The sequence below is a fragment of the Pseudomonas sp. GW821-FHT09H03 genome (assembly GCF_059415945.1).
In genome coordinates this window covers 38936-65169 of record NZ_JBWKOF010000021.1, presented here as the reverse complement: position 1 = coordinate 65169, position 26234 = coordinate 38936, and the positions used below count along the sequence as shown (strand labels likewise).

Sequence of the window (26234 nt, the reverse complement as noted above, 5' to 3'; positions counted from 1 at the left end):
TCATCAAAGAACGGGAGTCCTCAAGGGCTCCCGTTTTTTTATGCTTGATGATTACTTCAGTGTCGCTTCGATCCAAAAGTGGGAGCGGGCTTGCTCGCGAAGGCGTCCTGCCAGTCGCCATCAACGTTGATTGATACACCGCTTTCGTGAGCAAGCCCGCTCCCACAAGGTCAGTGTTGTTCTCCACACCGAGTCAGGCGGCAGAAAAGCGGCATGCGCCGGAAAACCGTTGCCGCTTTTCTGGCATTGCCACCTTGCCGCTGCTCGCAAAGCCCCGGTTTACGGGCTTGTTTGAATTGGCATGAGGCTTGCTAACTTCAACGTACGAAAAATCAGGTCACCCAAAGGTTTCCCGACATGAGCATCAGCTTCGATAAAGCGCTCGGTATCCACGAACAAGCCCTGGGCTTTCGCGCCCAGCGTGCCGAGGTCCTGGCCAACAACATCACCAACGCCGATACCCCGAACTACAAGGCTCGGGATCTGGATTTTTCGAAAGTGCTCGCCGAGCAGAACGAGAAAACCAAAAACGGCACCTTCGCCCTGAACATGACCAACAGCCGTCATATCGAAGCCGAGGGCCTGGGCAATGGTGACGGGTCGCTGATGTATCGCACGCCGATGCAACCGTCGATCGACCAGAACACCGTGGACGCCCAGTTGGAACAGTCGAACTACGCGGAAAACGCAGTTGGCTTCCAGGCCAGCTTCACCCTGCTCAACAGCAAATTCAAAGGGCTGATGTCAGCCCTGCGCGGAGAGTAAGCCATGTCTCTATCCAGTGTTTTCAACATTGCCGGTAGCGGCATGAGTGCCCAGACCACTCGCTTGAACACCGTCGCTTCGAACATCGCCAACGCCGAGACCGTCTCGTCGAGCATCGACCAGACCTATCGCGCACGTCATCCGGTATTCGCCACCATGTTCCAGGGTGGCCAGAGCGGTGGCAGTAATTCGCTGTTCCAGAACCAGGATGCGGCCGGTCAAGGCGTACAGGTGCTGGGTGTGGTCGAAGATCAGAGCAATCTTGAGGCGCGCTACGAGCCGAATCACCCGGCGGCCGATGCCAAGGGCTACGTCTACTACCCGAACGTCAACGTGGTGGAAGAAATGGCCGACATGATTTCCGCGAGCCGTTCGTTCCAGACCAACGCCGAAATGATGAACACCGCCAAAACCATGATGCAGAAAGTCCTGACCCTCGGTCAGTGATAAGGGGCGACTCAGATGAGTGTTACCGATTCCACCGGTGGTTTGAGCCTCAATGACATCCTGGCCAATTCCTCGGTCAAGGCCACTACCACGCAGGACGGTCTGGGGGCAGCCACCGGCAGCGCCACGGGCAAGAAAGCCCTGGGCAAGGATGCGTTCCTGCAATTGTTGGTGACGCAGTTGAAAAACCAGAACCCGCTGGAGCCCCAGGACAACGGCGAGTTCGTCGCTCAACTGGCCCAGTTCAGCAGTCTGGAAGGCATCACCACGCTCAATGACACCGTGACCGGTCTGGCCAGCAACTACAACTCGTCCCAGGCATTGCAGGCTTCGTCGCTGGTGGGCCGTTCGGTCATTGCCCCTGGCGACAAGGCGGTGGTCGATACCACCAAGAGCCTCAGCGGCACGGTAGTGGTACCGGCATCGGTGGCCTCGGCCACCTTGAAAATCACCGACTCCACCGGCACAACCGTACGCACCATCGATCTGGGCGCGCAGAAAGCCGGCAATGCCAGCTTCATCTGGGATGGCAAGAACGATGCGGGTGAGACGGTACCTGCCGGCACTTATACCTTCGGGGCGACGAGCACCATTGATGGCCAGTCGGTAGCGCTGATCACCAACCTGCCAGCCACCGTCAACAGCGTGACCATCAGCCAGACCGGCGGTGAGTTGATGCTTAATCTGGCCGGGCTGGGCAGCATTGCCCTGTCCAAAGTACAAACCATTGGTATGTAGAGCCGACTAACACGGCACAAGGAGTGGATTATGTCTTTCAATATCGGCCTTAGCGGTCTCTATGCAGCCAACAAACAACTGGACGTGACCGGCAACAACATCGCCAACGTCGCCACCACCGGTTTCAAATCGTCCCGTGCAGAGTTCGAAGACGTGTACTCGGTGACTCGCCTGGGTACAGGCAGCAAGACCGTCGGCAACGGCGTGCGTCTGGCCAACGTTTCCCAGCAGTTTACCCAGGGTGACATCAACAACACCGGTAACGTGCTGGACATGGGCATCAACGGCTCCGGCTTCTTCGTACTGAACAACAGCGGCTCGCTGTCCTATACCCGTGCCGGTACCTTCAAGGTCGACAAGGAAGGTTTCGTCACCAACACCGATGGCACCTCGCGTCTGCAAGGTTACGGTGTGGATGCCGATGGCAAGATCGTCAATGGCGTGTTGACCGACTTGCGCCTCGACACCTCCAACCTGGCGCCAAAAGCCACCACCAGTGTCTCCTCGACGATCAACTTGAACTCCACGGCGCCGATCATTGATCAGGCCGTTGTTTCCAACCAGTTTGATCCGACCAAGACGCAAACCTTCACCAAGCAGTTCAGCACCCCGATTTTCGACACTCAGGGTAACCAGCACACCATGGATCAATACATGGTGAAAACCGGTCCCAACACTTGGGATACCTACACGCTGATCGATGGTCGCAACCCGGATGGCAGCGCGCCGACTGGCCCAACTGCGGTCGACCCGGTTCCTTCGACCATGACGTTCGATACGTCTGGCAAACTGGTTTCGGTCAGCACCCCGGTGCCACCAACCGTTCCACCGACCGTGCCGGCACCTGCGCCAGTTATCGGCAGCGATCTCAAGATCAACGGTTGGGTACCAGGCACCGTGACCGCCGGCGTCTGGGCCGCCAACGGCGCAGCCGCCGACCCGGCAGGGTTGAGCATTTCCATGAGCAACACCACGCAGTTCAACGCCGATACCGCTCGTTCGATCCCGGCGCAGAATGGCTACGCCACCGGCCAGATCACCAACCTGACCATCGACGGCAGCGGAGTGCTGCTGGCCAACTTCAGCAACAACCAGACCAAGCCGATCGGCCAGATTTCACTGGCCAGCTTCGCCAACGAACAGGGTCTGCAACCAGTAGGCGGCACCAGCTGGAAGGAAACCTACGTCTCGGGCATTCCTGGTTATGATGCGCCGCAAACCGGCAGTCTGGGTTCGATCCAGTCCAATTCCCTGGAAGAGTCCAACGTCAACCTGACCAACGAACTGGTTGACCTGATCAAGGCGCAGAGCAACTACCAGGCGAACGCCAAGACCATCTCCACCCAGAGCACCATCATGCAGACCATCATTCAGATGACTTGATGTTGGTTGATGCTGCATAAGGAAGCCCCTCGAGAGAGGGGTTTTTTTATGGGTTTTTATCAGGCACCGGGATTTTGTGTTGTCGCCGATGGCCTCTTCGCGGGCAAGCCACGCTCCCACAGGTTTTGTGTCGGTTTTCGTTAGCGGGCGCGCTGCAAAACCTGTGGGAGCGTGGCTTGCCCGCGAAGGCGCCAGGCCGGTAACCACTTTCCCTGGGGCAAAAGAAAACCCCCGACCTGCCAGAGGCTGATCGGGGGTTTCAGGTAAGCACTTTGCAGCGCTTACCGGCTCAGCTTATTGGCAGAGTGCCCAGGTACAATTCGTATAGATTCGTAGAGCCCAGGCTGGACAGGGGGTTCAGCGCTTGAGTTTACGCTTCAGAACCAAGAAACGTATACTTTTTGTCGTTTGACCCTGTTTCTAGGCTCGAAAGTATACGTAAGTCGGCTAAGTGTAGACGCTGACACCGAATTGACCCACGTACCGAAGCAAGACTGCCCTACCTCAAGCAGGCAGAAATCCAGCATAGGCAATGGTTCGCGAGGAATAAGACTGGGTCAGTGACATCTCGGCCACTGGATTAACTAAGCGTCAGCACCTACAGGCTTGAGGCTTCATTGCTTCATTCGGAATCAAACAGTCGCCTTTCCGCGTGAGCGACTAACACCGGGCCCAGACGAATATCGGAGGGGGCATCTCCTGGCCCATGCTCGTTCCGGACAGCAAACACGGGTTTTTGACGAATATCCGGGGTTTGGTCTCCTGCCCTTGGCAGGGGCCGAATTGGCTGCGTGATACGAATATCAGCGTGTTCATCTCCCGGCCATGCTGGCCGTCGCTACCAGCAAAAATGGGCCATTGACGAATATTGGGGGGTATTATCGGGCAATGAATATACGCGGCTTCATCTATGAGCCCCGCTGGCCGCTCCGTCCTCCAAACACAGGCCCTTGGTGAATATCAACGGTTTTATCTCCCGGCTCCGCTGGCCGCTCCGCCCCGCAAACACGGGACTTTGATAAATATCGGGGGGCGCATCTCTCACCCGGTGGCGGGGCCGAATCAATCTGAAACGAATATCGAGGGTTTTGTCTCTCGGCTACGTGGCTGTTACGGCGCACACCTAGGGTCTTAGACGGATACAGGATCTGATTGACCGTCTAGAAAATGGTGTTTTAACTTAGGCGTTAGCTTGGTGAGCGCGGCTGAAATGGAAAAAATACCATGCACACTCAAGAGAAAACTCTGTTGGAGCAGGCTCTGGCCGATGCCCTAACGAAGCAACAGTGCGAGCAATGGCTGGCAGAGAACAGCGAAGCTGTAAATGCCTACAACGAAGAAGTGGAAGCCCACGGCGTGTTCAGCGACAACGTACGGAGCTTTTGACGCCTCGGTTCACACGAGCGAAATCTGCAGGTTGGCCATGAGCTCATGAGGGTTGAACCTGCCCGCGTTTCTCTGTGCCGCCTGCATTGCTGCAAGTCGCATCTTCGCGTAAGCGGCTACAGTGGCGATGATATCCGCGACTTGATGCTGGAAAGCGTGGAGAAGCGCTTCGGTGATCAACTGCCCGCCACGCCGGTGCAATGGCTAAGCGACAACGGCTCGGCGTACACCGCCGAACAGACGCGTCTATTTGCTCGACAAATCGGTTTGCAGCCGGTGACCATCCCGGTACGCAGCCCGCAGAGCAACGGCATGGCCGAGAGCTTCGTGAAGACGATCAAACGGGATTACGTGGCGCACATGCCCAAGCCGGATCGAGAAACGGCGCTGCGTAACCTGGCCATTGCCTTCGAGCATTACAACGAGCAGCATCCGCACAGTGCCTTGAACTATCGCTCTCCGAGGGAGTTCAGGCGCTTGGCAGCTGCATCAATTTAACGGGGAGTTGGTGTCCGGTTTTGTAGGGGCAAGTCCACAGCTCGAAGGAGCGAGCCTCTCATTGATGCCACAGCACCTGCAATTGAACTAGCAAAAAAATGGAGGCCGAAGCCTCCCAAGTATCGTCGACACATCAAAAAGTCTTAAAAGGCACGAATTTTAAAGGGCTGTCGACATCCCCTTACGATATCGAATAGGCACCCATTTTACCGTTCCAATATTCTTTTAATTATGGTCAAAAAGTAGAAAAATGTACGCTCAACCTAGGTCAGCTAATGAGTGAAAAATTTATTAGCGATCTCGAGTAAAAAATCATCTTTCCCGAGCGGGGCAATCAGTTGGAGTCCTATTGGCAGTCCCTCCACCAATCCGCAAGGAATGCTTATCGCTGGAAGCCCCAACAGATTCCAAGGACTGGTTAAGCTCAGGAGCGCGTCTCGAACATGAACACTGCTTCCACTAATCTCAAGTGCTCGCTTATATAATTTTGGAGCTAGAATTGGAACCGTCGGCATGACCAACAGATCAAACTCCTGGAATATCTTTAACATCGACTGTTGAAGCGACTGCCGAATATGCATCGCTTGAACATACTCCCAGCCTTTCACGCTTTGCGCCGCCAACAGGCGCTCTAGAACTTCTATCTGATACAGCTCTGGGTGATACAGCACTCGCTCCGAGTGAACTTCATATGCCTCGCTCTTTTGAATCAATCCAAATGCGCGGCGAAGCTCTCCAGCCAGCTTTACAACATCACTGGCGCCGGAGATATTCCCACCAGATAGTGCATCTGCGCACTGGAATACACTGTCTATAACTACAGGGTCAGTTAGCGTGAACGTTTCTGGAGAGACCCAGCCTAGCTTGAGTTCTTCTGGTTCTACATAGACATCCGAATCTAATATTTTTTTCTCTGAAGAAATCTCTCTTAGCACTAGGGCAACGTCTTCTACGCTGTTAGCCAAAATCCCTACGTGATCCAGGGTCTTCGAAAGTGGGAAGACGCCCTCTGTAGAAATCCTGCCAATACTCGGCTTGAAACCGACCACGCCAGTGAGCGCCGCTGGTATTCGTATTGAACCACCTGTGTCAGTTCCAATAGCAATTGGCACAATTCCAGATGCTACTGCAACGGCACTTCCGCAACTTGAGCCACCGGCCATGCGAGAAGTATCCCACGGATTGAGCGTAGGGCCTTGAGCCGCGCAGTCTCCGGTTGGGCCAAAGGCAAACTCATGCGTGGTTGTTTTACCCAGGATGACCGCCCCGGCTGTTTTCAGGCGCTGCACACACTCGGCATCATTATCTGGAATATAGCCTTTGTAATGTGCCGACCCCATTGTTGTTGGGATCCGCGCAGTAAAAATGTTGTCCTTAACTGCGACGGGTATCCCATGGAGCGGCCCTCGATCAATACCCGCTGCCAGTTCTTTATCTGCCATTGAGGCTGCTTCATAAGCCAAATCTGTAGCCACAAAGGTAAAAGCATTAACGAGAGGATTAATTAACTCATATGCTTCGAGGCTTTTGCGCACCAACTCCACTGAAGTGAATTCGCCTATTCGCAGACGCCGCCCCAATTCTTGCAGAGAGACTCCTGAATAAAAACCTAACAACGGAGGATTCATTTTCATTTTACTTCCGACCAAACGAGAACCATTAATCACGAACCAGCCGCACACATCGATGTGTATCTCAATAGCGACTGGTTCGCACCTCGATATAATTAATGAGTAGGACTGGTCTAATGTGTGGCCACACCAGGCAACATGCCGATAACTGGCAAAATCACCAATGTGCAGATCGCCATTGATATCACGTTGCCAAGGTATGGATGAAAGCTCTTTGGCAGACGGTCAGAGATGGCAGCGGCTAGCGGTGGCCCAATCAGCGCACCTAACAACGCACTGATGACAATCACTACGGGCGTACCACCATAGGTCAGTATTGCGGCAGGTGTCACAGAGACCACCGGTATATAGGTCGGATACCAACCTCTTACCATCCATTGTCTGCGCCACAGCAGTACACCAATAGCGGAGGCCAGTACTTGACCCACCAATACCTGTGCAGCAAGACCAGTGCCATACACTGGACTCAGCGGGTTCAAGCTGATGGCAAACAGCAGACCTAAGATCAAGCCGATACTGGCCAGTTCGTTGCCCACGAACGGTGACTCAGTGAAATCAGCAAGAATTCGCCTGACCGTCCAGCTCGGGCCGTACACAAGGGGAGTCGTGGCTCCAGGGCTGGGCGCCTCCACCGGCGCCAGCTTATTACGTACCAATGCTGGAACAAGGCGACAAATTACGAATGCCACCGCACTACCTATCGCCATTGAACTGACGTTGCCAATGATGCTTGGCAGCTTAAGAGGGTTGCAAACGTAATTCACCAGAACCAGCGCTATCGGAGTCACCAGAAGTGCTCCCATCACGGCACCCACTATCGCGACTTTCCATCCCCTCCCGAACATCAGCACCATGGCAGCTGGTAACGACACGAAGGTCACAAAAGTGGGTTGCCACGCGCCGCTTTGCACGATTGTCCAGCTCCAAAGGAGATTGCTCAGAATCAAGCCCAGAGACGAGCTAAACAATATCCAAGGCAATAACCCAGTTCCATAGGAAACGGAGAAACCTTGCCAGCGCGCCCCTCGTTTGTACGCCCAGTGTGCTAGCAGAGCACCGAGCAACATGCCTACCGAAGCGAACTCGTGTTTATAGAAGGTTGCCTCACTCATGTCACCCAAGAACCACCGCAGCCACGCGAGCGGCTGCGGCAGGCTTTGCATGAGTTCAGCGAATCCAGGCCAGTGCGAAGTACCCGAGGTGCCTATTAACGTGGCCAGATGAGCAACTCCAGCCACAATAAGCACTAGCGCAGCAGCAGCGATTGCATTCAATACAATGGAAACTTCAGAAGACTTGAGTTTGCTCACCACAGTTGAGTTTCCCATGCTGGCAGGCCCTCAACGTGGAAACGCGCTGTGGCCGGTATAACCCAGCATGGAATCGTAGAGGTCTGTCCGACGGTCACGAGGCAGATCATTGAGACTGTTCCAGATCGGTGCGCTACGAGCGGAGACCAGATCGATGTCAGCACACACGATGGTCTCACCCTCTGACGGCGCGACCTCGCCAATCGGCCATCCGTTGGTTCCAGCAATTAGCGAGCAGCCCAGGAACCGCTCACCACGATCAGTCCCCACTCTGTTGGCTGCAGCTATGAAAACGTTGTTCACATGGGCGGCAGTCATCGTCAGGTACGAGGCCATGCATTTGCCGGTCTCGTCGAACAGGGGCGGTGGAGTCCATACCCAATTGTTAACGCTGCAGATGATGTCGGCGCCCTGCTGAGCCAAAATCCGGGGCACCTCTGGGAACCAGATATCCCAGCAAATTAGCAGACCGATTCTCCCGATAGGGGTGTCAAACACCGGGAATCCCAGGTTTCCAGGGGTAAACCAGAGCTTCTCCATATTCCACAAGTGGGCTTTGCGGTACTTGCCAATAAAGCCGTCAGGGCCCAGCAGAACTGCCGTGTCGAACAATTGCATTCCATCTCGCTCGGCAACACCAGCGACTAGATAAACGTCGTGTTTCTTCGCGAAGTCCATCCAGATCTGGACGCTAGGGCCATTCGGCACACCTTCCGCATGCTCGAAAGCTTCCTGCCGATTGGTAAAGAGATAGCCCGTGTTTGCAAGCTCCGGCAACACAATGAGGTTCGCACCACCTTCGACTGCCTGTAGCGCCATTGCCAAGCCGTGCCTCAAATTGCGCTCACGGTTTTCCATGCCGACCTGAGGATCGAACTGCACCACAGCCACTCGAACTGGACTCACTTTCTCTTTCGTACTTTCGTTCATCGCTGAAACCTCGTCTTTATTGTTTTAACCCAAACGTTTGGGTTTGGCGGCGGATCGCTACCCAAACGTTTGGGTAGGCAAACTATGCTCTGAATATTTGGAAAGTCAATATGGTAGGATTGTCCATTCGTCGGCGCAGAATGGAGCCTAAAAGACGATTTTTTCTAGAAAAAGCGCCGAAATTCGTCCGATGTGTTCAAAATTTGGCCCGAAGCCCGCACACTCAAACGTTTGACAATCTCGGGCTTTCGCCCCCTATTGGGCTGAAATAGTCGCGTGAGAAGGAATGTATGAGCACACCAGGAAAACCGATCACACTGAGAGCACTCTCGCAGCAGCTCGGCGTTTCTGTCTCCACCGTTTCCCGCGTCTTGAATGGCTCACAAGATGACGCTGCTTTGGCGGCATCTGCTGAGACAGTGTTGCGAATTAGGAAACTGGCTGCCGAACTGCAATATCGCCCAAACCCACACGCTACCAGCCTGAAAACACAACGTAGTCAGGCGGTCGGCGTACTCGTACCGAGGCTGTCCGACCTTGTACTGGCAACGATTTACGAGGGCATTGACGAAGCTGCCTATAAGAATCGGGTCTTCACCTTCGTTTCCAACACCCAGGATTCACCAGCCATCCAGCGAGAGCTGGGTGAAATGGCGCTGGCACGCCGAGTTGACGGACTGATTATTGGTGATGCACATGTGGACTCGGCCAATGAGTTCCTAGAGGACATCGCAGGACGAGGCATACCGTTTGTACTGGTTAGCCGTCGCGCTGGCGATTACTGTTCTGTCACTTGCGATGACTACCGGGGTGGGGCTCTAGCAGCTGAGCACTTCATTTCTCAAGGGCATACGCAACTCGCAGTGATTGCAGGGGAGTCCTTTGCGAGTACCGGCGTAGAGCGTGCAGCGGGCTTTGTGGGTTATTGTCGAACTGTTGGCATCGATATCTCATCTGACTTGATTGTCCCAAGCCATTTTGATACCGCAGCAGGTTACGAAGCAGGGATGAAGCTTCTCTCGCGATCAATACGCCCTACTGCCGTATTCGCCGTAAACGACTTCATCGCGATTGGCGTCATGGGGGCAGCGCGTACGCTCGGCCTCACACCAGGGCACGACATAGCAATTGTCGGCTTCAACGATACCCCTCTGGCTGCGCAGCTTCCGATTCCACTCAGCAGCATTCGGTCGCCGATGCATGAAATGGGGTATCGAGCTATGGAACTGCTACTTCAGAAAATTAAAGGGAGGTCAGTTAGCTCAATCAGGCTAGAACCCGAACTTGTTGCCCGTGACAGTTCACTTCTACGGTTGAATTAACTTTATGAACTAATGCGATGGATACGCGGAGTACACATCCCTCATGCTAAGTGATGATTCGATTTTCGTCACCAACCTCACTTTTAAACTGGCCGATGCGACTTGCTGAAACACCTTGGAGAGAAAATCTATCTGGTTACCCATCCCCTTGGAGGCACCTTGAGGCTGGGCTGAATATAGAGTGGGGTGAAAAGGCCTGATTGGCTCGGAGCCCGGTGTTCGATCTACATTCCCAGCTCAGTCTCAAGCCGGAAACCCTTCAAGCTAGACGGTAGAATGAATCGCCCCGGGTTTTCTAGACACTCTCCAAGCTCGCTGTGTAACGCTTTTCAAACTCTACCGGTGACAGCTGATTGTTGAAACCATGGCGACGCTTCGAGTTGTAAAACATCTCGATGTAATCGAACACATCACCACGAGCATCCTGTCGTGTGGTGTAAATTTTCCGCTTGATCCGTTCCAGTTTCAGCAGCTGGAAGAAGCTCTCAGCTACGGCATTGTCGTGGCAGTTTCCTCGACGGCTCATGCTGGCGACCAGGTTGTTGGCCTTTAAAAAACTGCGCCAATCAGAGCTGCTGTACTGGCTGCCCTGATCAGAGTGAATCATCACCTCCTGCTTCGGTTTGCGCCTCCAAACCGCCATCAGCAGCGCATCAATGGCCAAGTCGCTGGTCATTATGGATCTTGCGATAGCGATAAACACCACCGCTTTCCAACCAGGAATGCTTGATCAAACCGAGCAATCGCTGATCGTCTTTAGCCCGAGCAGATTTCGGTTCGGACAGCCACGCGTAGTAGCCGCTGGGATGAACCTTCAGCGTCTGGCAAAGCCGTCGAATGGAGTAGTCGTCCGCAAGATGCTTAATAAAGGCGTACTTCAGCCGCACTCCTTGGCAAAGTACGCGGCGGCCTTTTTTAAGATGTCTCGCTCCTCCGTCACCCGCTTTAGCTCAGCACGTAGACGGCGAAGCTCAGCGCTCTGATCGTCCTCCTGGACGCGCTGCTCTTGGGGCTTGGTGTAGCGCTTAATCCAAGCATAGAGGCTGTGCACGGACACGCCCAATCGCGCAGCCACCTCTGAGACAGGAAGCTGCTTTTCGGTCACTTGGTTGACCGCTTGGATTTTGAATTCTTCGGGATAACGCTGGTTGCTCATGGCACCTCCTAATGGGCCTCATTTTAAGGCTTGGAGGTGTCTACGAAACCCGGGGCGATTCAGAAGGGATTTTTTCATGTAAACCAAAAACCCCCTTTATTATCAGGGGGTTGGTGGTGTCTTGCTAGTTAATGTATACGTTTATTTGTACCTGGCTCTCATTGGCAAGCTTCGCAATCCGGCTCGTCGATGGCGCAAGCCTTCGGTACCGGAGCAGGACCTGCAGGAGCTGCCAGGACCGAGTCGTCACCGTGGTTGCCGCCGCTGGAAACAGCGTTCAGCTTACCGGTGTTGATGGTCGACTTCTCGGTGCTGGTCGCGGCCAGGGCACGGAGGTAGTAAGTGGTTTTCAGACCACGGTACCAGGCCATGCGGTAGGTCACGTCGAGCTTCTTGCCCGATGCGCCGGCGATGTACAGGTTCAGCGACTGGGCCTGGTCGATCCACTTCTGACGACGGCTGGCCGCGTCAACGATCCACTTGGTGTCCACTTCGAACGCGGTTGCGTAGAGCTCTTTGAGTTCTTGCGGGATGCGCTCGATCTGCTGCACCGAACCGTCGTAGTACTTCAGGTCGTTGATCATGACCGAGTCCCACAGACCGCGAGCCTTGAGGTCGCGAACCAGGTACGGGTTGATCACGGTGAATTCGCCCGACAGGTTCGATTTCACATACAGGTTCTGGTAGGTCGGTTCGATCGACTGCGATACGCCGGTGATGTTGGCGATGGTCGCGGTCGGTGCGATGGCCATGATGTTGGAGTTACGAATGCCTTTCTGCACACGGGCACGTACCGGCGCCCAGTCCAGGGATTCGTTCAGGTCAACGTCGATGTACTTCTGGCCACGGGCTTCGATCAGGATCTGTTGCGAATCCAGCGGCAGGATGCCTTTGGACCACAGCGAACCCTGGAACGTCTCGTAGGCACCGCGCTCGTCAGCCAGGTCGCAGGAAGCCTGGATCGCGTAGTAGCTGACCGCTTCCATCGACTTGTCGGCGAACTCGACGGCAGCGTCGGAACCGTAAGGGATGTGCTGCAGGTACAAAGCGTCCTGGAAGCCCATGATGCCCAGGCCGACCGGACGGTGGCGGAAGTTCGAGTTCTTCGCTTGCGGCACCGAGTAGTAGTTGATGTCGATCACGTTGTCGAGCATGCGCACGGCAGTGTTGACGGTGCGTTGCAGCTTGGCGGTGTCCAGCTTGCCGTCGACGATGTGGTTCGGCAGGTTGATCGAGCCCAGGTTGCAAACGGCGATCTCGTCCTTGTTGGTGTTCAAGGTGATCTCGGTGCACAGGTTCGAGCTGTGGACCACACCCACGTGTTGCTGCGGGCTACGCAGGTTGCACGGGTCTTTGAACGTCAGCCATGGGTGGCCGGTTTCGAACAGCATGGACAGCATCTTGCGCCACAGGTCTTTGGCCTGGATGGTCTTGAACAGCTTGACCTTGCCCGGGTACTCGGTCAGGGCTTCGTAGTACTCGTAGCGCTCTTCGAAGGCCTTGCCGGTCAGGTCGTGCAGGTCCGGAACTTCCGATGGCGAGAACAGGGTCCACTTGCCGTCATCGAAGACGCGCTTCATGAACAGGTCAGGGATCCAGTTGGCGGTGTTCATGTCGTGGGTACGACGACGATCATCACCGGTGTTCTTGCGCAGTTCGATGAACTCTTCGATGTCCATGTGCCAGGTTTCCAGGTAGGCACACACAGCGCCCTTGCGCTTGCCACCCTGGTTAACGGCTACGGCGGTGTCGTTCACTACTTTGAGGAACGGCACGACGCCCTGGGATTTGCCGTTGGTGCCCTTGATGTAAGAGCCCAGTGCACGGACCGGAGTCCAGTCGTTACCCAGGCCGCCAGCGAATTTCGACAGCATGGCGTTGTCGTGGATCGCGTGGTAGATGCCCGACAGGTCATCCGGCACGGTGGTCAGGTAGCAGCTCGACAGCTGTGGACGCAGGGTACCGGCGTTGAACAGGGTCGGGGTCGAGGACATGTAGTCGAAGGACGACAACAGGTTGTAGAACTCGATCGCACGGTCTTCTTTGTGCTTCTCTTCGATTGCCAGGCCCATGGCCACGCGCATGAAGAAGATCTGCGGCAGTTCGAAACGCACGCCATCCTTGTGGATGAAGTAACGGTCGTACAAGGTTTGCAGGCCCAGGTAGGTGAACTGCTGGTCGCGCTCGTGGTTGATCGCCTTGCCCAGTTTTTCCAGGTCGAAGGAGGCCAGCACAGGGTTCAGCAACTCGAATTCGATACCCTTGGCGATGTAGGCAGGCAGGGCCTTGGCGTACAGGTCGACCATCTCGTGGTGGGTTGCGCTTTCGGCGACGCCGAGGAAGCCCAGGCCTTCGGCACGCAGGGTGTCCATCAGCAGGCGGGCGGTGACGAACGAGTAGTTCGGCTCACGCTCGACCAGGGTACGGGCGGTCATCACCAGGGCGGTGTTGACGTCGGTCAGGGCCACGCCGTCGTACAGGTTCTTCAGGGTTTCGCGCTGGATCAGGTCGCCGTCGACTTCTTCCAGGCCTTCGCACGCTTCGGTGACGATGGTGTTCAGGCGGCCCATGTCCAGCGGCGCCAGGCTGCCGTCGGCACGGGTGATGCGGATCGACGGGTGCGCTTGTACCGGCTCCTCGGTGGTGCGAACGGCACGTTCCTTGGAACGGGCGTCACGGTAGATCACGTAATCGCGGGCGACTTTCTGCTCACCGGCACGCATCAGGGCCAGTTCGACCTGGTCCTGGATTTCTTCGATGTGGATGGTCCCACCCGATGGCATGCGACGCTTGAAGGTCGCGGTGACCTGTTCGGTCAGGCGGGCCACGGTGTCATGGATTCGCGACGAGGCAGCAGCGGTGCCGCCTTCAACTGCGAGGAACGCTTTGGTGATGGCGACGGTGATCTTGTCATCGGTGTAAGGAACGACAGTGCCGTTACGCTTGATCACACGCAGCTGACCTGGCGCGGTGGCGGACAGATCCGAATTCGAATCGGCGGCCTGCGGCAAGGTACCCTGCGGGTTCTCGCGAGTTGTGTCGGTTTGCATGGGGGAGTGTCTCCACATTCTCTATGTTTGTTTGGGCACCATCACGGTGCCCACCGTTCTGTCCTGAAGCACTACAACCGGCGTGGGGCCGGGCATAACAACTTCGGGACAGTAGGAAAAGGCTAATGATGCCGCTTCCTTGCCGAAGTCTTTGGCCGCGAGCCTGGCCTCGAGGCCGGATTCCTTTCTGGGGTGTCAGTGATGACTGCAACACCCGTACCGTTTTGACCCTTCTGGCCTGAAAAAACGGTGCCCTCCGCGTACGCAGTTTGGGCTTGTAAAATCGTGCTTGGTTCAACCATAAACTGGCAATAAAAGCGCTTGAGTTTGTGGTCTGAAATGTGGTTGGGCTTTTAAGCTAAAACCCTACATGTAGGGTTTTTTTAGCGCCGAGGTACAAGATAATGCGTTTTGGAGGGGGTTGCAACGTACTACCTGTGGATAAACCTGTGCGTAAATTGTGTGTGAAAGAGCGAACGGGCGTGTAGGCCGCGACCTAGCTGGAGCGGAGTGTTTTACACTGGTTTTCAATGATCGAAAACAGTCGTTCTGATTTTTAAGGGCGCGAACCCTATCACAAAAGAGCCCGTTGTCCGAACGCATTTGCCCGCTTGTGTTCTCGGCGGGTGGCGTTTATACAATCGGCCAGCATGTACAGCGTTTTATCCTCCCCAATCATTACAAAAAGACGGGCGGATCCTTCCTTATTAGTGTTTTTGGCAAGCAGAGGTCACCGTGGAACAAGAAGCCTGGCAGGTATTGATTGTGGAGGACGACCAGCGACTGGCCGAACTGACCCGCGATTACCTGGAGGCCAATGGCCTGCGTGTTTCAATCGAAGGTGATGGCGCACTGGCCGCGGCACGCATCATCAATGAGCAGCCGGACCTGGTGATCCTCGACCTGATGCTCCCGGGTGAAGACGGCCTGAGCATTTGTCGCAAGGTCCGCGCCCGGTATGACGGTCCGATCCTGATGCTCACCGCCCGCACCGATGACACCGACCAGATCCTTGGCCTGGACCTGGGTGCCGATGACTATGTGTGCAAACCCGTTCGCCCGCGCCTCTTGCTGGCGCGTATCCAGGCTCTATTGCGACGCAGCGAAACCCCTGAGGCAATCCCGGAAAAACAACGGCGCCTGCAGTTCGGTCCACTGATCGTGGACAACGCCTTGCGCGAGGCCTGGTTGCAGGGCAACGGCATCGAACTGACCAGCGCAGAGTTCGACTTGCTCTGGCTGCTGGTGGCCAATGCCGGGCGCATCCTGTCCCGGGAAGAAATCTTCACTGCGTTGCGGGGCATCGGTTATGACGGCCAGGACCGCTCCATCGACGTGCGCATTTCGCGCATCCGCCCCAAGATCGGCGACGACCCGGAGCACCCGCGCCTGATCAAGACCGTGCGTAGCAAAGGCTATCTGTTCGTGCCCGAAGCCTGCGTAGACCCGTCCCTGTGAATTCAATCTTCCTGCGCATCTATGGCGGCATGTGCGCCGCGCTGATTCTGGTGGCGGTGCTGGGCGTGCTGGCCTTGCATCTGCTCAACCAGGTTCGCAGCGAGCAGTACCGCGAGCGTCTGGCCCACGGCACGTTTTCGCTGATGGCCGACAACTTGCAACCGATGAACCAGACCGAGCGCCACCGGGCCTTGCTGGTGTGGGAACGGCTGCTGGGGATTCCGCTGGGGCTGAAAACCTTTGCCGACACCGACCTTGACCTGACCCAGCGCACTCGTGTGTTACGCGGCCAGGCATTGGTCGAACAGATCGGCCCGCATGCGGCGAAGGTATACAAGCTGGTCAGCGACAAGGAACAGTTGATGCTCACCGGGGAAGTGCAGCAGATCAGCGAACAACTGGCCCGGGCGACCATCTACCTGTTGACCGATGAACTGGTGCGCACCCCGGTAGCCGATCAGCCCATGCGCCTGGCGCAATTGAAGGAAAGCAAGGGGTTCGGCTTCGACCTGCGGCTGGTCACGGTGGATGAAGCGGACATGGACGAGGACCAGAGCCGCCGGGTGTCCGAGGGGGACACCGTGATGGCGCTGGGCAAGGGCGGCGACTCGATCCGCGTGTTCGCCGGCATGGTCGGCACGCCGTGGGTCCTGGAAATCGGTCCGTTGTATCAGATGAATCCTTATCCGCCTGAGTGGTTGGTGCTGATTGCCGCGCTCGGGTTGACGCTGATCGGTTTGATTGTCTACCTGCTGGTGCGCCAATTGGAGCGGCGCTTGCGGGGCCTCGAAGCCGCCGCGACGCGCATCGCCCAGGGCAGCCTGGAAACCCGTGTGCCGACCCGCGGCGCCGACTCGGTGGGGCGCCTGGCGTCGGCTTTCAACGGGATGGCCGAGCACTTGCAACAGTTGCTGGCGATCCAGCGTGAACTGGTGCGCGCGGTATCCCACGAGTTGCGCACGCCGGTGGCGCGCCTGCGTTTTGGCCTGGAAATGATCGGCTCGGCCACCACGCCGCAAGCCCTGGAAAAATACTGTCAGGGCATGGACAACGACATCGAGGATCTCGACCGCTTGGTGGACGAGATGCTGACGTACGCGCGGCTGGAGCAGGGTTCGCCGGCGCTGAATTTTCAGCGTATCGATCTGGACGCCTTGGTCAATCAAGTGATCGAGGAACTCGCGCCCTTGCGTGCACAGGTCACGGTGCAACGGGGCTTGTGCCTGTCGGCCGCCGATTGCGATGACGCCTGGGTCGAGGCCGAACCGCGCTACCTGCACCGGGCGATCCAGAACCTGGTGACCAACGCCATGCGTCACGCGCAATCACGGGTGACCATCAGTTACCAGGTCGGGCAGCAACGTTGTCGGGTGGATATCGAAGATGACGGGCCGGGTGTGCCGGAGTCGGCGTGGGAAAAAATCTTCACGCCATTCCTGCGCCTGGACGACAGTCGCACCCGTGCTTCGGGTGGGCATGGGCTGGGGTTGTCGATCGTGCGGCGGATCATCCATTGGCATGACGGGCGCGCCTTGGTCGGCAAGAGTAAAAGCCTGGGCGGGGCGTGTTTCAGTTTGAGCTGGCCGAGGAATCAGGAGCGACGTTGATATTTGTGTGTGCGTTGCGACCTGGGGGGGGGCAGCGCCCTGATAGACTTCAGGCCTTGATACTTACCAGACTCAACAACTGCCCGTCCCTGACTGCGAACTGCGCATCCAGTTCGGTGCCATGGCGCCATTCATTGGACAGGTCGGTCAACAAGCGCAAGCGTACTTCCCCCGTCTCGTGCCACTCCAGCACTTCGGCATGTTCAAAATAAAAACGCTGCTCAACGATCGGATAAAGCGCCTTGAACAGGCTTTCCTTGACCGAGAAGGTCAGGGTTACCAGCAGGGCCAGATGGTCTCGGGGGCCGGCCGCCATGCGCTGTAGCTCCGCGGGGTTGAGGATTTCCCCGGCCAGGCGCTCGGCCCGTTCGGCATTCAACAGGTTTTCCAGGTCCATGCCCAAGCCGCGCCAATGGCGCTTGTTGGCGACGATTGCTGCTGCCCGGCCGGTGCTATGGGTGATCGAACCTGCGATATGGGCCGGCCAGACCGGAGCGCGGTCCTCACCTATGGCTGGAGTGAAGTTCAATCCTTCCAGTCGCTGCAATGCGGCCCGGGCGCAAACCCGTCCGGCAAGAAACTCCGCCCGGCGTTTGGCGACCGAACGCTGGATGCTCGCCGGCACCTCGACAGCACTGCGCTGAAAGTCATCAGGCGCCAATTGCAAACTGTCGAAATGAGTACTCAACAGCACTGTATCCGGCAGCAGCAAAGGCAACGGCCAATGGTCATCAAGTGGGGTGCAGCAGAGGGGCAGGGCGGGGACATGATTCATGGCGGGTATTTTGCCGGGTTGCCTTGACGGTGGGTAGTTCTGAAATCGTGTACCGCCAAGCTCAATTCTCCTGTTGAAAACTATTGAGACATTCAGGCCGGGTTGGTTCAGCCCAGGTTCAGAGTGCGTTCAGGGGGAGTTCAGGGCTCCGTGGGTAATCTTGCCCCGTACCCAAAAGCAACTACCCCCAACAGGAACGACACCAATGACTACATTGAAGAATCTGCTTCTGGCTTTCACCGTAATGGGCGCCAGTGCCGCCGTTCAGGCCAACGATAACTTCGCGGGCCTTACGCTTGGACAGACCAGTGACAAAGTGAAAAAGTCCCACGCACTGAACGATAACCTCAATAGCCCGAACGCCGATGGCGTGATCGGCAAGGACACCACCTGGGGTGTGCGTGCGGGTCAGCAAAACAGTCAGGGCCGCTACTACGCTACTTACGACAACGTGTCGGGCTCGCACAATGGCATTAAACTGCGTCAGGAAAACCTCCTGGGCAGCTACGACCTGTTCTATCCGGTAGGCAGCGACACCAAGCTGTTCGGCGGTGCCACTGCCGGTCTGACCAAGCTGACACAGGAGTCGTCTGGCTTCAGCCGCGACAGCAACATCGGATACGCCCTGGGCGGACAAGTCGGTGTCCTGCAACAGGTTTCAAAAAACACGTCGGTTGAACTGGGTTATCGTTACCTGCGCAGCAATGCCAGCACCGAGATGGTTCAGCGCAGTGGCAGCAAACAAGGTTCGCTGGATCTGACCAGCAGCGCCCAGACTTACCTGGCTGCCAACTTCGCTTTCTAAAAAGTGTATTGCAATGGTCTGCGCCGGATCGCCTCAGTGGCTGATCCGGCATAGTCCTGTTAGCCGCCGAGGTACACTGTCGCACCTTTGCAGATGTTGATTTGCCTGGAGAGCGTTATGAAATTGCTGGTCGTCGAGGATGAAGCGCTATTGCGTCATCACCTGCAAACCCGCTTGACCGATAGTGGCCATGTGGTCGAGTCCGTTGCCAATGCCGAAGAGGCGCTGTATCAGACACAGCAGTTCAACCACGACCTGGCGGTGATTGACCTGGGCCTGCCGGGCATGGGCGGCCTCGACCTGATCCGACAACTGCGCTCCTCGGGCAAGACCTTTCCGATCCTGATCCTTACGGCTCGAGGCAACTGGCAAGACAAGGTCGAGGGCCTGGCCGCCGGTGCCGACGATTACGTGGTCAAGCCGTTCCAGTTCGAAGAGCTGGACGCCCGGCTGAATGCCTTGCTGCGTCGCTCCAGCGGATTCACCCAGTCGACCATTGTCGCCGGCCCCTTGTTGCTCGATCTCAATCGCAAACAGGCGTCCCTCGACGAACAACCCCTGGCGTTGACCGCGTATGAATATCGCATCCTCGAGTATTTGATGCGCCACCATCAGCAGGTGGTGCCCAAGGATCGTCTGATGGAGCAACTCTACCCGGATGACGATGAGCGTGATCCGAACGTGATCGAGGTATTGGTCGGCCGCCTGCGCCGTAAACTGGAAGCTCCGGCGGGGTTTAAACCGATCGATACCGTTCGAGGCCTCGGTTACCTGTTCAATGAGCGTTGCACTTGATTCGCTCGCTTCGCGTTCGTCTGATGCTTGCCGCCACGCTCCTGGCGGTGTTGTTCATGCTGGCGTTGTTGCCAGCGATGCAGGGCGCGTTCAGTCTGGCGCTGCAGGATTCCATCGAGCAGCGCCTGGCGTCGGATGTCACCACGCTGATTTCCGCCGCCCGGGTTGAAAACAACGGCCTGCAGATGCCGGCGCAATTGCCTGACGAGCGTTTCAACCTCACCGACAGCCGTTTGCTCGGCTACATCTACGACCGCGAAGGTCAACTGGTTTGGCGCTCGAAAGCCACCCAGGAAGAGCACATCAATTACAAGCCGCGTTATGACGGACGTGGCAATGAGTTCGCGCGAATCCGCGAAGCCAACGGCCAGGAATTCTTCGTCTATGACGTCGAGGTCAAATTGCTGGGCGGCAAGAGTGCTGCGTTCAGCATTGTTGCGCTGCAACCGGTTCGCGAGTATGAAATTACCCTCGAAGGACTGCGGGAAAATCTCTATCTGGGCTTCGGCGCTGCATTGCTGGTGCTGCTGGCGTTGCTGTGGATAGGTTTGACCTGGGGCCTGCAGGCGTTGCGTCGCTTGAGCCAGGAACTGGACCAGATCGAAGGCGGTACGCGCGAAAGCCTCAGTGAAGAGCATCCCCGGGAACTGTTGCGCCTGACCGGTTCCCTGAACCGTCTGCTGCACAGCGAACGTGAGCAGCGCAGCCGCTATCGGGACTCTCTCGATGATCTGGCCCACAGCCTGAAAACTCCGCTGGCGGTGCTGCAAGGTGTCAGCGAGGACATGGCTCAGCGTCCGGAAGATCGTGATCAGGCCTGGGTGCTGCAGACCCAGATCGAACGCATGAGTCAGCAGATAAGCTATCAGTTGCAGCGCGCCAGCCTGCGCAAAAGCGGTCTGGTGCGGCATCAGGTGCGGCTACGGCCGGTGCTGCAAAGTCTGTGCGATACGCTGGACAAGGTCTACCGCGACAAACGGGTGAAAGTCGCTTTTGATCTGCCGGAGCCCTGTTATGTGCCGATCGAGCAGGGGGCCTTGCTGGAAATGCTGGGTAATCTGCTGGAAAACGCCTATCGCCTGTGCCTCGGTGAAATTCGTATCATCGTGCGCCAAACCCTCGGCGGCACCGAATTGTGTGTCGAGGACGACGGTCCCGGTGTACCACAGGATCAGCGCGCGCGAATCCTGCAACGTGGTGAACGCCTGGATCGTCAGCATCCGGGGCAGGGGATTGGCCTGGCGGTGGTCAAGGACATCATCGAGAGTTACAACGCCAAGCTGACCCTGGAGGACTCGTCGATGGGCGGGGCGGCGTTCAGGATCCATTTTCCGGTGGCGTGATTCAGGCGCGAGCCTGTCGCGTCAACCCTCGCAGGAGCCTGGCGTGCAGCGGTGCTCCTACATTTCCTGCGCCCGATAGGCGCCCGGTGTAAGCCCTGTCCACTTCTTGAACGCGCGGTGAAACGCCGAAGGCTCGGAAAAGCCGAGTTGTTCGGCAATCTGTTGCAATGACAAATCGGCGCGGTTCAGGTGATAAATCGCGATATCCCGGCGCAACTGATCCTTCAGCTCCTGAAAACTGGAACCTTCCTCACGCAGGTGCCTGCGCAATGTCTGCGGGCTGATGTGCAGATGTGCCGCCACGGCTTCCAGATCCGGCCAGTGCGAACTGTCGCGGCTGAGCAGGCGCCGCAACTGACTGGTCAGGCTGTCGCCGTCGTCCGGGCGCGACAACAGGTCGGCGGGGGAGCGCTCAAGGAAGTGCTTGAGCGTACGTTCGTCCTGGAGCAGTGGCATGTTCAGGTAGCGACTGTGAAAGCGCAGGCTGCTGCGGTCAGTGGAAAACTCGAGCGGGCAGGAGAACAGTAAATCGTATTCGGCACCGTGGTCGGGCCTGGGGTAACCGAAGGTGGCCTGCTCCAGACGAATGCGCTGGCCGATCAGCCAGCTGCCGAAGCGGTGCCAGATCACCAGCAGACTCTCGCTGAGGAAGTGGTCCGGGTCCCACAGTTGCGAGTCGTCCAGGCTCAGGCACACCCAATCGTCCTCCTGGCTCAGGGTCAGGCGCGGAGCCCCGGGGAATAGGCTATAAAACAATAAGCCGCGACGCAGTGCCTTTTCCAGATTGCGGCAGTGAATCACGGCATGACACATCATCGCGAAGCTGCCTGGTCTGCTTGGGGCTTGCCCAAACCCCAGGTATTCGTCGTCCAGTGCCAGCCATAACCCTTGTATCAGTTGGGTGAACTGCTCTGGCGCAATGCGCGCCTTGGGCTCCTGGAGCAACTCGGGACTGATCCCCAGTTGCTGCAACAGGCCCGAATAATCGTAGCCGTGCCGACGCGCACCGCCGAGAGCGGCCCGGGCGAAATGACTGGCGATGGTACGTTCGCGCATAACAGGCAGATCCATCCATTGAGCGACGGATGGTAGCTGCTCGGCAGCTGGTGTGAACAGGGCGGATATCCGCCAATTTGCAGGACCGGTTTTAGTGGAAGGGCGGATATCCGCCACCTGGATGTAACTGTCAGGCGACCTGGGAAACCCTGCAACCCTTGATGGCATGAGGCTGGCGGAGTTTTCGCATTAAGTGGCACGGGCCTTGCGATGCCATGAGCAGATGCCTGCCATGGAGCAGCTCGGAAAAACAAATCCCTCCAGTGCAGGAGGGTTCGCAATTGAGGTGTCACGTGCAACAGATGGATGTTGTCACCGGGCACCCTTGAGGAACTTTGCAATGACGACTCGTCAGCCACTGTACAAATCCCTGTATTTCCAGGTGATCGTTGCAATTGTCATCGGTATTTTGCTCGGTCACTTCTATCCACAGCTCGGTGTGGCCGTAAAGCCGCTGGGTGACGGGTTCATCAAGCTGATCAAGATGATCATCGCCCCGATCATCTTCTGTACCGTGGTCAGCGGTATTGCCGGCATGCAGAACATGAAGTCAGTGGGCAAGACTGGCGGGTATGCGTTGCTGTACTTCGAGATCGTGTCGACCATTGCCCTGCTGGTGGGGCTGGTTGTGGTCAACATCGTGCAACCGGGCGACGGCATGCATATCGACGTGACGACCCTGGACACCTCGAAAATCGCCAGCTACGTCGCAGCCAGTGCTGATCAAAGCGTTGTCGGCTTCCTCCTCAATGTGATCCCGAACACCATCGTCGGCGCATTCGCCACCGGTGACATCCTGCAAGTGTTGATGTTCTCGGTGATCTTCGGTTTCGCCCTGCATCGCCTGGGCGCCTACGGCAAGCCACTGCTGGACTTCATCGATCGCTTCGCCCACGTGATGTTCAACATCATCAACATGATCATGAAGCTCGCGCCACTGGGTGCCTTTGGTGCCATGGCGTTCACCATCGGTGCCTACGGCGTCGGCTCGCTGGTGCAACTGGGCCAGTTGATGATCTGCTTCTACATCACCTGCCTGTTGTTCATCCTGATCGTGCTGGGTTCGATTGCCCGTATGCACGGCTTCAGCGTGTTGAAGATGATCCGCTACATCCGTGAGGAACTGCTGATCGTACTGGGTACCTCCTCTTCGGAGTCGGTGCTGCCACGCATGCTGATCAAAATGGAACGCCTGGGCGCGCAGAAGTCCGTAGTTGGCCTGGTGATCCCGACTGGTTACTCGTTCAACCTCGACGGTACCGCGATCTACCTGACCATGGCGGCGGTGTTCATTGCCCAGGCAACCGACACTCACATGGACATCACCCACCAGATCACGCTCCTGGTGGTATTGCTGTTGTCCTCCAAAGGGGCTGCGGGCGTGACCGGCAGCGGTTTCATTGTCCTGGCTGCCACCCTGTCCGCGGTGGGCCACCTGCCGGTTGCCGGCCTGGCGCTGATCCTCGGGATCGACCGTTTCATGTCCGAAGCCCGGGCCCTGACCAATCTGGTGGGTAACGCGGTTGCTACCATCGTTGTGGCCAAGTGGGTCAAGGAGCTGGATACCGACGTGCTGCAAGCGGAACTGGCTAGCGGCGGTCGCGGCATCGCCGATGAGCGTCCGCAAGACGACCTGGGTGTGGCCGAGGGCCCGACCCCGAGCAACGTCAAGTAAGACAGGCTGCAATGAAAAACCCGCTTCGGCGGGTTTTTCATGGGCAGGATTTGAGCGTTACGGTCATTGCAACTGGCGCATAAGGTGATTGCCGCAACGCCCTCGGCTGCCTAGGCTGGGGCATCGTAAAGGGAGAACTCTCATGCTCGGTCCACTGGCGTCACTCAAGGTTCTGGATTTCTCGACATTGCTGCCGGGGCCGTTCGCCTCCTTGCTGCTGGCGGACATGGGCGCCGAGGTGTTGCGCATCGAATCGCCGACCCGCATGGACCTGCTGCGGGTCCTGCCGCCCCAGGATCACGGGGTGTCGGCCAGCCATGCCTATCTCAATCGCAACAAACGCAGCCTTGCCCTGGACCTCAAGAAGCCTGAGGCACTGGAGGTGATCAAGCAGTTGCTCGAAGACTACGACATCGTGCTCGAGCAGTTCCGCCCTGGCGTCATGGATCGATTGGGCCTGGGCTATGAAGCCCTGAAGGCGATCAATCCGAAGCTGATCTATGTGTCGATTACCGGTTACGGTCAGACCGGCCCCTACAAGGACCGCGCCGGCCATGACATCAATTATCTGGCGCTGGCCGGGCTGGCGAGCTACACCGGTCGTGCCGACGCGGGGCCGCTGCCATTGGGAGTGCAGGTGGCGGATGTCGCCGGTGGGTCGCTGCACGGGGTGATCGGCCTGCTGGCGGCGGTCATCGCCCGGCAGCAAAGCGGTCTGGGGCAGCATCTGGATGTGAGCATGACCGACTGTGCGTTCAGCCTCAACGCTATGTCGGGTGCCGGGTATCTGGCCTGTGGCGTTGAGCCGGGGCCGGAGGAGCAGCTCCTCAATGGCGGCAGTTTCTACGATTACTACCGCTCCCGGGATGGGCGCTGGCTGTCGGTGGGTAGCCTGGAACCGGCATTCATGAAACCGTTGTGCGCGGCGCTGGGGCTGGAAGAACTGGCCAGTCTGGGTCTGTCAGCGCAACCGGCGCAGCAGAAAAAGCTCAAGGACGCGCTGAAGGTCGAGTTCGAAAAGCACGACTTCGCCGATTTATGCGCGTTGTTCGCCGAACTTGATGCCTGCGTCGAGCCGGTGTTGAGTCTGGGCGAGGCAGTGCTGCATCCGCAGTTGCAGGCGCGGGAACTGGTGACGCAAGTGCCGCGAGGTGATGGTTCGAGCCAGGCGCAGATGGCGTGTCCGTTGAAGTTTTCGCAAGGTTTGCCTGAGCCTCGGCATATTGGCGCGGCGCTGGGGCAACATACCGATCAGGTGTTGGGGGAGTTGGGGTTCAGTGCGCAGCGGATTGAGCAATTGCGGCGAGCCAAGGTAATTCTCTAGCGCCTGCTCTGGCCCCATCGCGAGCAGGCTCGCTCCCTCACAGGTTCTGCGCCGTACACAACATTTGCGTCTGATAGAAATCCAATGTGGGAGCGAGCCTGCTCGCGATGGGCCCCGACCAGACACCGCAAATCTGCTTTACTCAACCCGCATCTCCCCACTGAACACCAGCGTATTGCGACAGCGCCGGCACAAATACCGCCGCCCCTTTCTCACCAAACCATGGCGCTGGGCCGAGAAGGGAAAGTCGCTGTCGGCGCACGGGCACTTGTAGATATAGCGGGTCACGCTGCGGCGCTTGACGTCGTAGGTGTGGCAGCGATTGGGTGGCAGTTCATACACGCCGCGCATGATCAACTGCCACTCTTCGCCGTGGGGCTGGATGCGGTCGCCGAACAATTGATGGGCGATCAGGTGCGCGACTTCGTGGGCCACCGTCTGCTTGAGGAAGTCTGCGCTGTTTTCCCGGTACAGCTGTGGATTGAAGCGCAGCAGGTTTTCGTGCAGGTGGGCGACACCGGCTTTTTGCCCGCGCAACTTGAGGCTGACCACCGGGCGTTTGAACGATCGTTTGAAAAAGGATTCGGCTTGTTGGAAGCAGTCTTCGACGCGGGTATTGAGTTGCTCGGGCATGCTTGATGGATCTCCAGAGCAATCGAGTATGCCGCAACCTTGGGGCCATGCGAATCGTCCGGGCGCCGAATGGTTATTCACCTTGCGATTAACCGGGGAACGAAAAGGCCGCCTTGCGGCGGCCTGTGTCGGCAGATCTGAGTTTTT

General features: G+C 57.3%; 22 protein-coding genes and 1 pseudogene. 14 read left to right on the top strand and 9 right to left on the bottom strand.

What is annotated here, in order from left to right; all coding sequences use genetic code 11:
• Positions 1-357 precede the first annotated feature (357 nt).
• The 6 genes and pseudogenes from flgB to AC07OG_RS24045 form a co-directional block, all read left to right on the top strand.
• A complete protein-coding gene (flgB, locus tag AC07OG_RS24070; protein WP_060540782.1) occupies positions 358-765 on the top strand; it encodes a flagellar basal body rod protein FlgB in 408 nt (135 codons plus the stop codon).
• A 3-nt stretch (positions 766-768) separates the two neighbouring features.
• Entirely contained in the window at positions 769-1212 is a 444-nt protein-coding gene (flgC, locus tag AC07OG_RS24065) for a flagellar basal body rod protein FlgC (RefSeq protein ID WP_054593596.1), read from the top strand.
• A 15-nt stretch (positions 1213-1227) separates the two neighbouring features.
• The gene (flgD, locus tag AC07OG_RS24060; RefSeq protein ID WP_060540781.1) at positions 1228-1950 is read left to right on the top strand and encodes a flagellar hook assembly protein FlgD; all 723 of its coding nucleotides are present in this window, start codon (positions 1228-1230) and stop codon (positions 1948-1950) included.
• A gap of 30 nt (positions 1951-1980) precedes the next feature.
• The gene (flgE, locus tag AC07OG_RS24055) at positions 1981-3333 is read left to right on the top strand and encodes a flagellar hook protein FlgE (protein WP_218425638.1); all 1353 of its coding nucleotides are present in this window, start codon (positions 1981-1983) and stop codon (positions 3331-3333) included.
• A 1224-nt stretch (positions 3334-4557) separates the two neighbouring features.
• Positions 4558-4719 carry a type II toxin-antitoxin system CcdA family antitoxin gene (locus AC07OG_RS24050; RefSeq protein WP_495068272.1) on the top strand — a complete coding sequence of 54 codons (162 nt, stop codon included), beginning with the start codon at positions 4558-4560 and terminating at the stop codon, positions 4717-4719.
• A gap of 54 nt (positions 4720-4773) precedes the next feature.
• Positions 4774-5217 (top strand): annotated as a pseudogene (locus AC07OG_RS24045) (integrase core domain-containing protein); the annotation flags it as partial.
• A gap of 272 nt (positions 5218-5489) precedes the next feature.
• Here the strand turns inward: AC07OG_RS24045 and AC07OG_RS24040 are convergent.
• From AC07OG_RS24040 to AC07OG_RS24030, 3 genes are all read right to left on the bottom strand, one after another.
• Complete coding sequence (locus tag AC07OG_RS24040; RefSeq protein WP_495068271.1) at positions 5490-6851, bottom strand: amidase; 1362 nt, start codon at positions 6849-6851, stop codon at positions 5490-5492.
• Between the two features lie 110 nt (positions 6852-6961).
• A complete protein-coding gene (locus tag AC07OG_RS24035) occupies positions 6962-8158 on the bottom strand; it encodes a hypothetical protein (protein ID WP_495068270.1) in 1197 nt (398 codons plus the stop codon).
• Positions 8159-8188: 30 nt separating this feature from the next.
• Positions 8189-9088: a nitrilase family protein gene (locus AC07OG_RS24030; protein ID WP_495068269.1), complete on the bottom strand. Its 900-nt coding sequence runs from the start codon at positions 9086-9088 to the stop codon at positions 8189-8191.
• A 290-nt stretch (positions 9089-9378) separates the two neighbouring features.
• Here AC07OG_RS24030 and AC07OG_RS24025 point away from each other — a divergent pair, with 290 nt between their 5' ends.
• The gene (locus AC07OG_RS24025; RefSeq protein ID WP_495068268.1) at positions 9379-10410 is read left to right on the top strand and encodes a LacI family DNA-binding transcriptional regulator; all 1032 of its coding nucleotides are present in this window, start codon (positions 9379-9381) and stop codon (positions 10408-10410) included.
• Positions 10411-10705: 295 nt separating this feature from the next.
• Here AC07OG_RS24025 and AC07OG_RS24020 read toward each other — a convergent pair whose 3' ends face one another.
• From AC07OG_RS24020 to AC07OG_RS24010, 3 genes are all read right to left on the bottom strand, one after another.
• Positions 10706-11113, bottom strand: a complete 408-nt coding sequence (locus AC07OG_RS24020; RefSeq protein ID WP_495068267.1) for a DDE-type integrase/transposase/recombinase — start codon at positions 11111-11113, stop codon at positions 10706-10708.
• 174 nt (positions 11114-11287) lie between these two features.
• Entirely contained in the window at positions 11288-11566 is a 279-nt protein-coding gene (locus AC07OG_RS24015) for a transposase (RefSeq protein ID WP_028944980.1), read from the bottom strand.
• Positions 11567-11724: 158 nt separating this feature from the next.
• The gene (locus tag AC07OG_RS24010) at positions 11725-14616 is read right to left on the bottom strand and encodes a ribonucleoside-diphosphate reductase subunit alpha (protein ID WP_495068266.1); all 2892 of its coding nucleotides are present in this window, start codon (positions 14614-14616) and stop codon (positions 11725-11727) included.
• 735 nt (positions 14617-15351) lie between these two features.
• Here AC07OG_RS24010 and AC07OG_RS24005 point away from each other — a divergent pair.
• Together AC07OG_RS24005 and AC07OG_RS24000 are read left to right on the top strand one after the other, a co-directional pair.
• Entirely contained in the window at positions 15352-16074 is a 723-nt protein-coding gene (locus AC07OG_RS24005; RefSeq protein WP_060540778.1) for a winged helix-turn-helix domain-containing protein, read from the top strand.
• Complete coding sequence (locus tag AC07OG_RS24000; protein WP_495068265.1) at positions 16071-17681, top strand: ATP-binding protein; 1611 nt, start codon at positions 16071-16073, stop codon at positions 17679-17681. Before AC07OG_RS24005 ends, AC07OG_RS24000 begins: the two co-directional genes overlap by 4 nt.
• A gap of 49 nt (positions 17682-17730) precedes the next feature.
• Here AC07OG_RS24000 and AC07OG_RS23995 read toward each other — a convergent pair whose 3' ends face one another.
• A complete protein-coding gene (locus AC07OG_RS23995) occupies positions 17731-18456 on the bottom strand; it encodes a 4'-phosphopantetheinyl transferase family protein (protein ID WP_495068264.1) in 726 nt (241 codons plus the stop codon).
• A 205-nt stretch (positions 18457-18661) separates the two neighbouring features.
• Between AC07OG_RS23995 and AC07OG_RS23990 the strand changes: the two genes are divergently transcribed.
• From AC07OG_RS23990 to AC07OG_RS23980, 3 genes are all read left to right on the top strand, one after another.
• A complete protein-coding gene (locus tag AC07OG_RS23990; RefSeq protein ID WP_060540775.1) occupies positions 18662-19261 on the top strand; it encodes an outer membrane beta-barrel protein in 600 nt (199 codons plus the stop codon).
• A 117-nt stretch (positions 19262-19378) separates the two neighbouring features.
• On the top strand, positions 19379-20056 hold the full coding sequence (locus AC07OG_RS23985; RefSeq protein ID WP_060540774.1) for a response regulator: 678 nt from the start codon (positions 19379-19381) through the stop codon (positions 20054-20056).
• Positions 20053-21399: an ATP-binding protein gene (locus tag AC07OG_RS23980; protein WP_495068263.1), complete on the top strand. Its 1347-nt coding sequence runs from the start codon at positions 20053-20055 to the stop codon at positions 21397-21399. Before AC07OG_RS23985 ends, AC07OG_RS23980 begins: the two co-directional genes overlap by 4 nt.
• A 57-nt stretch (positions 21400-21456) precedes the next feature.
• Here the strand turns inward: AC07OG_RS23980 and AC07OG_RS23975 are convergent, their stop codons facing one another.
• Positions 21457-22455, bottom strand: a complete 999-nt coding sequence (locus AC07OG_RS23975) for an AraC family transcriptional regulator (protein ID WP_495068262.1) — start codon at positions 22453-22455, stop codon at positions 21457-21459.
• A 340-nt stretch (positions 22456-22795) separates the two neighbouring features.
• Here AC07OG_RS23975 and AC07OG_RS23970 point away from each other — a divergent pair, with 340 nt between their 5' ends.
• Together AC07OG_RS23970 and AC07OG_RS23965 are read left to right on the top strand one after the other, a co-directional pair.
• Positions 22796-24130: a dicarboxylate/amino acid:cation symporter gene (locus AC07OG_RS23970; RefSeq protein WP_495068261.1), complete on the top strand. Its 1335-nt coding sequence runs from the start codon at positions 22796-22798 to the stop codon at positions 24128-24130.
• A 142-nt stretch (positions 24131-24272) separates the two neighbouring features.
• Complete coding sequence (locus AC07OG_RS23965; protein WP_495068260.1) at positions 24273-25454, top strand: CaiB/BaiF CoA transferase family protein; 1182 nt, start codon at positions 24273-24275, stop codon at positions 25452-25454.
• Positions 25455-25592: 138 nt separating this feature from the next.
• Here AC07OG_RS23965 and AC07OG_RS23960 read toward each other — a convergent pair whose 3' ends face one another.
• Positions 25593-26087: a SprT family zinc-dependent metalloprotease gene (locus AC07OG_RS23960; protein WP_495068259.1), complete on the bottom strand. Its 495-nt coding sequence runs from the start codon at positions 26085-26087 to the stop codon at positions 25593-25595.
• Between the last annotated feature and the right edge of the window lie 147 nt (positions 26088-26234).